General features: G+C 59.4%; 14 protein-coding genes. 11 read left to right on the top strand and 3 right to left on the bottom strand.

Annotation, left to right across the window (positions count from 1 at the left end):
* The first annotated feature begins 164 nt into the window (after positions 1 to 164).
* The 9 genes from KB892_RS04030 to KB892_RS03990 all read left to right on the top strand — a co-directional run bounded on the left by KB892_RS04030 (position 165) and on the right by KB892_RS03990 (position 7,740).
* Complete coding sequence (locus tag KB892_RS04030; protein WP_002914979.1) at positions 165 to 479, top strand: PTS sugar transporter subunit IIB; 315 nt, start codon at positions 165 to 167, stop codon at positions 477 to 479.
* 9 nt (positions 480 to 488) lie between these two features.
* Positions 489 to 1,811, top strand: coding sequence for a PTS cellobiose transporter subunit IIC (locus KB892_RS04025; RefSeq protein WP_002914981.1), 1,323 nt, complete (start codon positions 489 to 491; stop codon positions 1,809 to 1,811).
* Between the two features lie 23 nt (positions 1,812 to 1,834).
* Positions 1,835 to 2,149 (top strand): PTS lactose/cellobiose transporter subunit IIA, encoded by a 315-nt coding sequence (locus KB892_RS04020; protein ID WP_002914983.1) that lies wholly within the window; start codon positions 1,835 to 1,837, stop codon positions 2,147 to 2,149.
* Between the two features lie 50 nt (positions 2,150 to 2,199).
* Positions 2,200 to 3,114: an ROK family protein gene (locus KB892_RS04015; RefSeq protein WP_004151053.1), complete on the top strand. Its 915-nt coding sequence runs from the start codon at positions 2,200 to 2,202 to the stop codon at positions 3,112 to 3,114.
* 56 nt (positions 3,115 to 3,170) lie between these two features.
* On the top strand, positions 3,171 to 4,133 hold the full coding sequence (locus KB892_RS04010; RefSeq protein WP_002915031.1) for a LacI family DNA-binding transcriptional regulator: 963 nt from the start codon (positions 3,171 to 3,173) through the stop codon (positions 4,131 to 4,133).
* 178 nt (positions 4,134 to 4,311) lie between these two features.
* Positions 4,312 to 5,229: a metal ABC transporter substrate-binding protein gene (locus tag KB892_RS04005; protein WP_002915032.1), complete on the top strand. Its 918-nt coding sequence runs from the start codon at positions 4,312 to 4,314 to the stop codon at positions 5,227 to 5,229.
* Positions 5,226 to 6,047, top strand: coding sequence for a manganese/iron ABC transporter ATP-binding protein (locus KB892_RS04000; protein ID WP_002915033.1), 822 nt, complete (start codon positions 5,226 to 5,228; stop codon positions 6,045 to 6,047). The genes KB892_RS04005 and KB892_RS04000 overlap by 4 nt, the downstream gene beginning before the upstream one ends.
* Complete coding sequence (sitC, locus tag KB892_RS03995; protein WP_004151054.1) at positions 6,044 to 6,892, top strand: iron/manganese ABC transporter permease subunit SitC; 849 nt, start codon at positions 6,044 to 6,046, stop codon at positions 6,890 to 6,892. Before KB892_RS04000 ends, sitC begins: the two co-directional genes overlap by 4 nt.
* Entirely contained in the window at positions 6,886 to 7,740 is an 855-nt protein-coding gene (locus KB892_RS03990; RefSeq protein WP_002915035.1) for a metal ABC transporter permease, read from the top strand. Before sitC ends, KB892_RS03990 begins: the two co-directional genes overlap by 7 nt.
* Positions 7,741 to 7,806: 66 nt before the next feature.
* On the opposite strand, the gene KB892_RS03985 is transcribed toward KB892_RS03990, so the two are convergent.
* Both KB892_RS03985 and KB892_RS03980 read right to left on the bottom strand, forming a co-directional pair.
* Positions 7,807 to 8,148, bottom strand: a complete 342-nt coding sequence (locus KB892_RS03985; protein ID WP_002915037.1) for a nitrous oxide-stimulated promoter family protein — start codon at positions 8,146 to 8,148, stop codon at positions 7,807 to 7,809.
* Between the two features lie 67 nt (positions 8,149 to 8,215).
* Positions 8,216 to 9,103: a LysR family transcriptional regulator gene (locus KB892_RS03980; RefSeq protein ID WP_004151056.1), complete on the bottom strand. Its 888-nt coding sequence runs from the start codon at positions 9,101 to 9,103 to the stop codon at positions 8,216 to 8,218.
* 184 nt (positions 9,104 to 9,287) lie between these two features.
* Between KB892_RS03980 and KB892_RS03975 the strand changes: the two genes are divergently transcribed.
* On the top strand, positions 9,288 to 10,229 hold the full coding sequence (locus KB892_RS03975; RefSeq protein ID WP_002915041.1) for an AEC family transporter: 942 nt from the start codon (positions 9,288 to 9,290) through the stop codon (positions 10,227 to 10,229).
* Between the two features lie 35 nt (positions 10,230 to 10,264).
* On the top strand, positions 10,265 to 11,974 hold the full coding sequence (locus tag KB892_RS03970; RefSeq protein ID WP_002915043.1) for a thiamine pyrophosphate-requiring protein: 1,710 nt from the start codon (positions 10,265 to 10,267) through the stop codon (positions 11,972 to 11,974).
* A gap of 39 nt (positions 11,975 to 12,013) precedes the next feature.
* Here KB892_RS03970 and KB892_RS03965 read toward each other — a convergent pair whose 3' ends face one another.
* Positions 12,014 to 12,307, bottom strand: a complete 294-nt coding sequence (locus KB892_RS03965) for an Rdx family protein (protein WP_002915045.1) — start codon at positions 12,305 to 12,307, stop codon at positions 12,014 to 12,016.
* Positions 12,308 to 12,418 lie beyond the last annotated feature (111 nt).

The raw sequence follows: 12,418 nt of genomic DNA, 5'->3' as shown, positions 1-12,418 counted from the left end.
CGAATGGTTGTCTCGCCGGGATGATCGCCCACAACACCGGAAAGTGAAAGCCTGCCATAGGTGATCATGGTCACAATTAATAAATCCACAAACGGAAAGCGCTTTCCGTAATGCATCCATTTTGACTATAGTCCGCTCATCCAACCTCATCAGGAGCGGTAATTATGAAAAAAATTATGTTGTGTTGTTCAGCAGGCATGTCCACCAGCCTGCTGATGAAAAAAATGATTGCGGAAGCCGAACAGCGGGGCCTGCCGGTAGAGATCAACGCCTATGGCGTAGCGGAGTTCGCCGAACAGGTTGGCCATTATCAGGTGGTGCTGCTGGGGCCGCAGGTGAAATACATGCAGCAGGACCTGCAAAAACAGGCGGATAAATACGGTATCCGCGTCGAACCCATCAATATGATGGACTACGGCATGCAAAAAGGCGCCGCGGTCCTTGATTTCGCCCTTTCCCTTATCGAAAACAAGAACTAAGGAAAGATCATGAGCTCTCTGTACGCTAAACTGATCGACGTGATCGAACGGCAGATCACGCCTATGGCCGGCGCGATCGGCCAGCAAAAATATGTCACCTCGATCCGCGATGGCTTTATCACTGCCCTGCCCTTTATGATCGTCGGCTCGTTCCTGTTGGTGTTTATCTTCCCGCCGTTTTCTCCGGATACGACGTGGGGGTTTGCCCGCGCCTGGCTGCAATTTTCGCTCGATCATCGCGATGCGCTGATGCTGCCGTTCAACTTCAGCATGGGGGTGATGACCCTGTTTATCGCCGTCGGGATCGCCGCCAGCCTCGCCAAACACCATCATCTGGACTCGCTGACCGCCGGGATGCTGTCGCTGATGTCGTTTCTGCTGGTAGCCGCGCCGCTGAAAGATGGCCAGATCTCTACTGCCTACTTCTCCGGTCAGGGGATCTTTACCGCCATTCTGGTGGCCATCTATTCCACCGAGCTGTACGCCTTCCTCAAACGGCATAACATCACCATTCGCCTGCCGCCGGAAGTGCCTGCCGGGGTGGCGCGCTCGTTTGAAATCCTGATCCCGGTGCTGGCGATCATTCTGACGCTGCATCCGCTGAACCTGTTTATCGAAGCCCAGCTGGGGATGATCATTCCGGAAGCGATCATGTCGCTGGTGAAGCCGCTGGTCGCGGCTTCCGATACGCTGCCGGCGATCCTGCTGTCGGTGCTGGTCTGTCAGGTGCTGTGGTTCGCCGGGATCCACGGCGCGCTGATCGTCACCGGGATCATGAACCCGTTCTGGATGGCCAACCTGTCGGTCAATCAGGCGGCCATGGCCGCTGGCACCGCTATCCCGCACATCTATGTCCAGGGCTTCTGGGATCACTATCTGCTGATCGGCGGCGTCGGCTCCACCCTGCCGCTGGCGCTGATGCTGCTGCGCAGCAAGGCCGTGCATCTGCGGACGATCGGCCGGATGGGGGTCGTGCCGGGCGTATTTAACATCAACGAACCGATCCTCTTCGGCGCGCCAATCATCATGAACCCGCTATTTTTCCTGCCGTTCGTGCTGGTGCCGATGGTGAACGCGACCCTGGCGTACTTCGCGCTGAAGCTGGACCTGGTCAGCCGCGTAGTGTCGATGACGCCATGGACAACGCCGGCGCCTATCGGCGCCTCGTGGGCGGCGAACTGGAGCTTTAGCCCGGTGATCCTGTGCCTCATTTGTATGGCCACCGCCATGGTGATGTACCTGCCATTTCTCAAAGCTTACGAAAAACAGCTGCTGGCCCAGGAGCGTGAAAACGCCGTCGGCCAGGCTGACAACGCGGCGCAGACCGCTTAACGCTAACGATTCAGAGGATAATCATGGAATTAGAAGAACAGGTGATGGGGATTATCATCAATGCCGGCCAGTCACGTAGCCTGTGCTACGAAGCGCTGCACGCCGCTAAAGCGGGTGATTTCGCCACCGCCGACGCCAAAATGCAGGAAGCGGCGCACTATTCCCGCGAAGCTCACCTTGTACAGACCCAGCTTATCGAAGCTGACGAAGGCGAGGGAAAAACCAAAATGACGCTGGTAATGGTCCATGCTCAGGATCACCTGATGACATCCATTCTGGCGAAAGAGCTGATTGCCGAACTGATTGCGATTTACCGCGCGCAGCCGCTTCACGCCTAGCGCCTTGCCCGGCCAGACGCGCTGGCCGGGCCTGATTCCCCGAGGTCACTATGTTACATCTTGGAATAGATATTGGCGGCACCAAAATGGAAGCCGTACTGCTGGACCCGGCGGGCGAATGCGTCCAGCGCCTGCGCCGGCCGACCCACAAAGAGAGCTATGACGCCTTTATGCGTCAGCTGCTGACCCTGATTGCCGATATTCGCGCGGTCAGCCCGCAGCCGTTCACCCTGGGGATCGGCCTGCCAGGGGCTATCGATCCGCAAAGCGGACGCATTAAAAACTGCAACTGCCTGGTGCTCAACGGTCACGATCTGCGCCGGGATATCATGCAGCAGCTTGGCCAGCCGGTGTGGATGGCAAACGATGCCGACTGCTTCACCCTTTCGGAGGCGGTGGATGGCGCCGGCGCCGGAGCTACCACCGTCTTCGGGGTGATTATCGGTACCGGCTGCGGCGGCGGGATCGCCGTTCATCAACAGCTGCTCAGCGGCCCCAACGCTATCGCCGGGGAGTGGGGGCATAATCCGCTGCCGGGCTATACTCCTGAGCGCGATGGCCCGCCGCAGCCCTGCTACTGCGGCAAAACGAACTGCATCGAAAGCTTTCTCTCCGGTACCGGCTTCGCCCGCCGCTATGGGGAACAAGCCCGTGCGGAAGCCATTGTCGCCGCGGCGCAAAACGGCGATCCGCGCGCGCTGGCCCACTGGCGACACTTTATCGATGCCTTTGCCCGCAGCCTGGCGTCGGTGATCAATATTCTCGACCCGCAGGTGATTGTGCTGGGCGGCGGTCTGTCCAACGTCAGCCAGATCTATCGCGATCTGCCTGCCGCCATCGTGCCGTGGATCTTCTCCGACACCTGCCGCACGCAGATCAAACCGGCCCGTTTCGGCGACGCCAGCGGCGTGCGCGGCGCGGCCTGGCTGCCCCGGCTTCCCGGCGCCGCGCAAGGGCCGCGGTAGACACTTTTTTCAGCAGGTATGTTAAGCTAGGCGAAAATGTTCAGACAGAAAAAGCCATGCCAACGATTGATGATGTTTCAAGATTAGCGAATGTCTCAAGAGCGACGGTATCCCGCGTGCTGACCGGCACCCGGGGCGTGCGCGAAGAGAGCCGGGAAGCTGTGCTGCGGGCCGTTGAAGAACTCAACTATCGCCCGAGCTTTGCCGCGCAAAACCTCGCCAGTCAGACATCCAGCCACGTTGGTCTGGTGATTTCCGCGCAGGACGAAAGCCACGGCGCACGTCTGCTGCCGCTGCTCTCTCAGGCGCTGAAAGGGCTGAATAAAAGCCTGCTGGTCCAGTACGTCAGCGACCCGGTAGAGCAGGCGGCGGTAATCGACGATCTGCAGCGCCAGTGCGTGGCGGTGGTGGTGCTGGGCGCCGTTGCCGCCGACGCGCCGCGCAACGTTATCGCCTTTGACCGCTTCGGCGTCGCCGGGAGCAACAGCCAGGGCTATGACTTCGCCTTTGCCACCGAAAGCGCCTGCCGCTATGTGATTGGCAAGGGACACCGCAACATCGCCCTGCTGGTGGACAGCGATAGCGACGATGCCAGCCGTCAGATGCTGGAAGGCTACCGCAACGTCCTGCAGAACTACTCCATTCCTTTTAACCGTCAGCTGGTGCTGACGGCCAACGATGACGTCGAGCAGGCGCTGCTGACCTTAATTAACAGCTTCAGTAAATACTCAGTCATTATCGTTAAACGCGACCGCTACGCGGCTGAGGCGATGCGTCTGCTGCGCGAATTCACCATCGCCGTCCCGCAGGAGGTCTCCCTGCTGAGCCTTGAGGATTCCCCGCTCGCCTCGCTGCTCTACCCGCCGCTGACCTGCATCTCCTGGCCACTGGAGGCGCTGCTGGATAACTGTATTCAGCGTATTCGCAGCCTGATTGACGACCGGCCAACCTTCACCGCCGAGGGCCGCTCGCTGGCTGGCCGCCTGATCCCGCGCCAGTCGGTCGCCGATATCTCTTGATCTTCGCCCGGTTGGCGCCGGGCCAGACTTACCTCCCCTTTTCGCGCTTTCGTTTCCGGGCTCATTATTACCCACGCATGTAAATAAGAATTATTTTCATTTATAAATAGCTTGTGCTATATAACATAGCAATGGCTATAAACGCTGGGAAATTAACCACACCATTGCGAGGGATCCTATGCTACACCTGACACCGCTGAAATCATTGCTGCTGGCCAGCGCGCTGGCTCTGCTGGCCGCGACGCCGGCCTCGGCGCAGGAGAAATTCAGGGTTATCACCACCTTCACGGTTATCGCCGATATGGCGCAGAACGTGGCCGGCGACGCCGCCGTCGTCAGCTCCATTACTAAACCGGGCGCGGAGATCCATGATTACCAGCCCACGCCCGGCGATATCAAACGCGCGCAGGGGGCGCAGCTGATCCTCAGCAATGGGCTTAATCTCGAACGGTGGTTTGCCCGTTTTTATCAGCACTTACAGGGCGTTCCGGAGGTGGTGGTCAGCGAGGGGATCCAGCCGATGGGCATCAGCGCGGGCCCCTATAGCGGGAAGCCCAATCCCCATGCCTGGATGTCGGCAGATAACGCCCTGATCTATGTCGATAACATTCGCGATGCGCTGGTGAAGTACGATCCGCCTCACGCCGACACCTATCGCCGTAACGCCGAGGCCTACAAAGAGAAGATCCGTCAGACGATGGCGCCGCTGCAGGCCAGACTGGCGCAGCTGCCGGCGGATAAGCGCTGGCTGGTCACCAGCGAGGGAGCCTTCTCCTATCTGGCCCGCGACTATGGCCTGCGCGAACTGTATCTGTGGCCGATCAATGCCGACCAGCAGGGCACCCCGCAACAGGTGCGCAAGGTTATCGACACCATGAAGAAAGAACGCATCCCGACCATCTTCAGCGAAAGCACCATCTCCGATAAACCGGCGCGTCAGGTGGCGCGGGAAGCCGGGGCCCACTACGGCGGCGTGCTGTATGTCGATTCGCTGAGCGCCGCCGACGGCCCGGTGCCGACCTGGCTCGACCTGCTGCGCGTCACCACCGAAACCATCGTCAACGGTATCCAGGACGGGATGAGGAAGCAGCCATGAATGCAGCGCAAGCGGGACTGTATGTCGACCAGCTCACCGTCACCTGGCGCAACGGCCACACTGCCCTGCGCGACGCCTCGTTCAGCGTGCCGCGCGGCTCCATTGCCGCGCTGGTGGGGGTTAACGGCTCGGGTAAATCCACGCTGTTTAAAGCGCTGATGGGCTTTGTCCGCGTTGGTCACGGCGAGATCGCCATACTCGGCCAGCCGGTCAACCGCGCACTGCGCCAAAACCTGGTCGCCTATGTCCCGCAGTCGGAAGAGGTGGACTGGTCCTTCCCGGTGCTGGTGGAGGATGTGGTGATGATGGGCCGCTACGGCCATATGGGCTGGCTGCGGCGGGCAAAGCCGCGCGATCGCGAGATTGTCGATGCCGCGCTGGCCCGCGTGGGCATGAGCGAGTTCCGCCATCGGCAGATTGGCGAGCTCTCCGGCGGGCAGAAAAAGCGCGTCTTTCTGGCCCGCGCCATCGCTCAGCAGGGTCAGGTGATCCTGCTGGATGAACCTTTCACCGGCGTCGATGTGCAGACCGAAGCGCGGATCATCAGCCTGCTGCGCGAGCTCCGCGATGAGGGCTGTACCATGCTGGTCTCCACCCATAACCTCGGGTCAGTGAGTGAATTTTGTGATTATACGGTGATGGTGAAAGGCACCGTGCTGGCCAGCGGCCCGACAGAAACCACCTTCACTGCCGAGAATCTGGAGCGGGCTTTCAGCGGCGTGCTGCGCCACGTCGCGCTGACCGGCGCGGAAGCGCAAATTATCACCGATGACGAGCGGCCGTTTATCAGCCGGCGCGCGGCGGGAGGCCCACGATGAGCTGGCTGCTGGAGCCGTTTGGCTATTACTATATGCTCAATGCGATGTGGGTGTCGGCGCTGGTGGGCGGCGTCTGCGCCTTTCTCTCCTGCTACCTGATGCTCAAAGGCTGGTCGCTGATTGGCGACGCCCTCTCCCACTCGATTGTACCCGGCGTCGCCGGGGCCTATATGCTCGGCCTGCCCTTCGCGCTCGGCGCGTTTCTCTCCGGCGGCCTGGCGGCGGGCAGCATGCTGTTTTTGCAACAGCGCTCGCGGCTAAAAGAGGATGCCATTATCGGGCTGATCTTCTCCTCCTTCTTCGGGATCGGGCTGTTTATGGTGTCGCTGAATCCGACGTCGGTGAATATCCAGACCATCATCCTCGGCAATATTCTGGCCATCGCCCCGGAGGATATTATCCAGCTGGCGGCGATCGGCTTTATCTCAATGGCGATTCTGCTGCTGAAGTGGAAAGACCTGATGGTGACCTTCTTTGATGAACACCACGCCCGCTCGATTGGCCTGAACACCCGCGGCCTGAAGCTGCTGTTCTTTACCCTGCTGGCCGCCTGCACCGTGGCGGCGCTGCAGACCGTCGGCGCCTTTCTGGTCATCTGCCTGGTGGTCACTCCCGGGGCCACCGCGTGGCTGTTAACCGATCGCTTCCCGCGCCTGCTGGCCATCGCCGTGGCTATCGGCAGCCTGACCAGTTTCTTCGGCGCCTGGCTCAGCTACTATCTCGACGGCGCCACCGGCGGCATTATCGTGGTCGCGCAAACGCTGCTGTTCCTCATCACCTTTATCTTCGCGCCGAAGCACGGCCTGCTGGCCAGCCGCCGCCGCGCCAGGGAGGCCGCATGCTGAACCTGTTCCTGGCCCCGTTCCAGTTTCCTTTTATGGTCAATGCGATAGCGATATCGATCGTCGTCGCCATTCCCTGCGCGCTGCTGTCGGTGTTTCTGGTGCTCAAAGGCTGGGCGCTGATGGGCGACGCCATGAGCCACGCGGTCTTTCCGGGCGTGGTGCTGGCCTACATTATCGGCATCCCCTTCGCCATCGGCGCGTTTATCGCCGGTCTGCTGTGCGCCGTGACGACCGGTTTTCTCGACGATAACAGCCGACTCAAGCGCGATACCATCATGGGGATTGTCTTCTCCGGCATGTTTGGCGCCGGACTGGTGCTGTACGTAGCGATCCAGTCCGATGTTCATCTCGACCATATTCTGTTCGGCGATATGCTGGGAATATCCCTCCGCGATATTGGGCAAACGACGGCGATCGCGCTGGTGATTGCGTTGATTATCGGTCTCAAATGGCGGGATTTTTTGCTGCACGCCTTCGATCCAACGCAGGCTAAAGCCAGCGGCCTGCGCGGCGGACTGCTGCACTACGGCCTGCTGTGCATGATCGCCCTGACCATCGTCGCGACGCTGCAGTCGGTGGGGATTATTCTGTCGATTTCGCTGCTGATTGCCCCCGGGGCGATCGCGCTTCTGCTGGTGAGACGCTTTATCCACGCCCTGCTGCTGGCGGTAGCGGTGGCCATCGGCTGCTCGGCGGGAGGGGTGTGGCTGGCGTTTTATCTCGACAGCGCGCCAGCGCCGACTATCGTGGTGCTGTTTACCGCGCTGTTTGTGGTCGCCTTTGTCGCAAGCACGATCCGCGATAGTCAGAAACAGAAAACTTCAGCAATTATCCCCGGTGGCGGCTAACGCCTTGCCGGGGCTACAAGAGCACGACTTGTCGCCCGGCTGCGCAGCGCTGACCAGGGAAAGCCGCTATTTTTTCGGTCGATATTTTTCCGGCAGCGGCGGCACCGGGCGCCTGTCGTCCAGCAGATGGCGAATAGTGAGGATCGGGTGGCGCCAGAGCATCCGCGGCCCGGCCCAGCGCATAATCTGCTTCATCTCCTCGCGCTTCGCCGGCTGGTAGCAGTGCACCGGACACTGCTTGCAGGCCGGTTTATTCTCGCCAAACACGCACTTATCAAGGCGCTTGTCAGCGTAGGCGTTCAGCGCCTGATAGTGCGCATCATCGGCCTGCGCCTCGGGACTGCGCCGCTGGTAGAGGGCAATCATCCGCTGAATCGTCATTTTTTCCCGTTCGATACGCTTCCCCATCTCCCCGCCTTTCGTCTGCTCTTAAGGTGCATTTATCATACACCTTAATATCCATACCCGACCAGACTCACTGCTTCAGATGCTGAATCAACTGCAGGGCTGCCCCGGACAGAACCCCGAAATGGCTGTAGGCATAGAAATCCCGGATAAAAACGCTGCCCTCGAGCTCAAACGGGCGCAGCAGGCCAAGCGCTTCTTCGTGTCGGTAAACCGGGGCCGGCATCGACGTTAACAGATCGCTCTCGCACAGAAAGGCCTTAATGGCCGAGGATGAGGCGCACTCAATAACCGGCTGCGGACAGGGCAACTGCCGGGCGCGAAAGATATCAGCCAGGATGTTCATTGGCGTACTAGACGGCGGCGGCATGATCCACGGATAGTCCAACATCGCCTCCAGGGTGACGTCCGCCGCCTGATGCAGCGGGTGGTGCTGCCTGGCGACGATGCAGATCCGGTCCTGCCAGTTAATTTTGCCCCGCACCACGATTTTCTCATCATGCGGTAAGGGACCGCAGAGGGCGATATCGATGTCGTGCATCAGCAACAGCTTATACAGCTCGGAGTCAATGCGGTCGACGATCCGCAGATGGATCTGGGGATGGCGCTGATGGAAAGCCGCCAGCTTATCGATGAAATGGCTGGTCAGCAGACTGGAAACGCAGCCAATCCGCAGAATGCCTTTCCCGGCGCCACGGATGAGCTCAATTTCCTCGCGCGCCTTTTGTTCGGTATTCAGCATCGTCAGCGCGTAGGGTAAAAAGGCGCTGCCATATTCGCTCAACGCCATGCCGTGCTTATGTCGTTCGAATAAGGATGCGCTCAGGTCCGCTTCCAGGCTCAATAGCAGTCGGCTCAGTCCCGACTGGGTGATCCCCATTTTCTCTGCGGCCAGGGTCATATTGCCTTCGCGGGCGACGGTAATAAATGCCTGAATCTGCTTAAATTTCATTGGCATGATATTTACTCATTGAATAAACGGTTTTTGCATTTCCCCTGCGCCCTTTTTTAGCGAATAAATATCGCTATCAATACGCTCAAAAATCACCGGAACGCATACTTCAAAAGGGTTTATTTATCTCACCACCCACGGCAAAACACATTTCTGAACCGAAGATAATTTATAATGAGAATATATCACCATGACACAGAACAATATTCTATTAATTTCAGGCGCTATATTACCGGTCATCATTACCGTCATCATCGGCTATATTAGCGGTAAACGAAAAGACTTTAACTGGCAGCAGGCGGGAGACATCAATAAAATTGTGATGCTCTACGCATTGCCGCTAAGTATTTTCAGCAATATGGTGATGACGCCGCGACACATCGTCATGACCATGGGCCCGGTCGCCGTGGCTATCATCCTGGCGCTGATTCTCAGCTTCGTCATTCCCTTACTGGTCGCCCGCTATCTGTTTCGACGCGACCTCGCCCTCAGTACGCTGCAGGCGTTGGCCATCGGCTCGCCGGCAGTCCCGTTTATCGGCACCTCAGTGCTGGCCTTTTTATTTGGCACCGTCAGCGCGTCGCTGATCACCGTGTCCAGCATCACGCAAAACGTCTTCCAGCTGCCGCTGGTGATGATACTGATGTCGGTCGCCACCGGCGATAAGAGCCAGCATATTTCCTTTGGCGCACGGGTGGTGAACGCCATTAAACAACCCGTGGTCTGGTCGCCGGTAATCGCCCTGATCATCGTGCTGGCGGATATCCATATTCCGCAGACTATCTCGATGTCGCTGGGTCTGCTGGGCAAAGCCTCTGGCGGGCTGGCGCTGTTTGCCGCCGGGATCGTGCTCTATACGCGCAGCATTGTTATCACCACCGCTACCATTATCACCGTTATCGCCCGCAATATTCTGGTCCCCGGCGCCTGCTATCTCATTTTATTAAAAATGGGCTTCAGCATGGAGCAAATAAAGGAAGTCGTATTGACGATGGCTATCCCGGTAGGCTCCATCGCGATAATTATTGCTATGCAGTATAAAACCGGCGAGCAGGAAATGGCCTCGACGATGGCGCTGAGTATTATTGCCTCCATCATTACGATGGGCGGATTTATTTTCTTAACCTTTTAATTACCGCGATTACACCGCGTGAATACGGAGAGAATATGGCCTCTATCACATTATCGGCTGCTGAATTGTTACTGCATCGGCTGCAGGCGCTGGACGTGGCGTATATTTTTATCAACTCGGGCACCGATTATCCTCCAGTCATTGAAGCCTGGGCAAAGGCCCGGGCGACCGGGCAAAAGGTACCGGAGTTAGTGATCTGCCCGCATGAAAACGCCGCCATCGGCATGGCCCATGGCTATTACCTCGGCACCGGCAAGGTGCAGGCGGTGATGGTTCACACCAACGTCGGGCTAGCCAACGCCGCCTGCGGCGTCATCAATCTGGCGAACAGCAATATCCCGGTGCTGATTTTTGGCGGCCGCACGCCGATAAGCGAACATTCCCACTTCGGCTGCCGCAATACGCCGATTGGCTACGGCCAGGAGATGCGCGACCAGGCGGCGCTGATCCGTGAATCCGTGAAGTGGGATTTTGAACTGCGGCTGGCCGATCAGATCGGCGAGCATGTTGACCGGGCCTGGGCGATTGCCAGCTCCCTGCCGAAAGGGCCGGTCTACCTGAGCTTACCGCGTGAGCCACTGTGCGAAACCTTTGCCGTCGATGAGGCCGCGCTGCAGGCTGGCCCTTCGCAGCAGCCGGTCCGCTATGCGCCAGTCCGGGAAGATATCGCCCGCGCAGCCGAGGCAATCGCCTGCGCCAGACACCCGGTCATCTTCGCCCAGCGCGGCGCCCGAACGGCGGAAGGCTTTGCGCGCCTCGATAGTCTGGTGCGCGAATGGGCGATCCCTCTGGTGGAATACTGGGGCACCGAGGTTACCCTGAGCGCCGATAATCCCCTGCTCGCCGGGGCTGATCCCAGCGTCTGGCTCGCTGACGCCGATGTGATTCTGGTGGTCGACTCGCAGGCACCATGGATGATCGCCGAGGGCGACTGTCGCCAGGACTGCACCGTGATCCAGATGGGGCCCGATCCGCTCTTCTCCCGCTACCCGGTGCGCGGCTATCGCGCGGACATCAACCTGGCGGGCGAGACCGATGAAGTCTTCAGCCTGCTGGAAGAGGCGCTGCGCCCGCTGCAGGCCGCCCGCCAGCAGCATGTGGCGGAGCGGGCGGCATATACGCAGAGCCGCATCCAGCAACAGAAAAACCAGCGCGACGCGCTTCTCCATGCCAGCCAGACCGGGGCCATTACCAAACCCTGGCTCAGCTACTGCCTCGGCCATCTGGCTAATCAACACCGCGGCCGGATCGTTTCTGAACTGACCACGCTGCCGCAGTTTGCCGGACTGACCCAAGCCGAGAGCTATTACCAGGAAGCGCTGGCCGGCGGCCTGGGCGAAGCCCTGCCCATCGCGCTGGGGCTGCAGCTTGCGCGCCGGGAAGAACTGATTATTGCCGCCGTCGGCGACGGGTCGTACCTGTTCGCCAACCCTGCGGTCTGCCACCATATTGCGGAGGTAATGAAGCTCCCTGTCCTCGTCGTGGTCGGAAATAACGGCGGGTGGGGCGCCGTCGCGGGCGGCACCAAAGCGCTCTACCCGGATGGCTACGCGGCCCGCGCGGAAACCATTCCAGCCACCGCCTTTACCACCTCGCCGGATTTCGCCGCGATCGCCGCCTCCAGCCGCGCGGCGGCCCTGTCGGTTTCCCGGGCCGAAGATCTCCCCGGCGTGCTGGAAGAAGCGGTATCCCTCATACGCACCCGCCGACAAAGCGTGCTGGTTGACGTGCAGTTAGCCCGCTAACGGTTTATCCTCCGGGCGCTTGTCGTCCGGAGGGGGTTGTCACCCCTTCTGGTCACCTTTATCCACATGGCCCAGCGGCTTCTCCGGGAAGCAGACATCGCGCACCCGGCGTTTCAGCTCGGCCGCATCCGGAAAACCGCCATCCTGCTTGCGCTCCCAGATCTGCTGACCGTCGACATCGATCGTGAAGATCCCGCCGGTCCCCGGCACCAGCGTCACCGAGGCGATGTCGGTGCTGAAGGTATGTAACAGCTCCTGCGCCATCCAGCTGGCGCGCAGCATCCAGTTGCACTGGGAACAGTAGGTGATGGTGATGGCCGCTTTTGAGTTCATCGTCGTCTCGCTAAGTCTGAAAGGGCAAATTGTAAACAAAGTGCAGTTTAAATGAAGAACACATGATTATTTTGTTGCAAACGATAATACCTATCATTACCATTCGCAATC

The organism is Klebsiella sp. P1927 (assembly GCF_018204675.1).
Classification (GTDB): domain Bacteria; phylum Pseudomonadota; class Gammaproteobacteria; order Enterobacterales; family Enterobacteriaceae; genus Klebsiella; species Klebsiella pneumoniae.
Note: the sequence above shows the minus strand (reverse complement) of the source record. Positions and strands in the feature narration are given on the sequence as shown.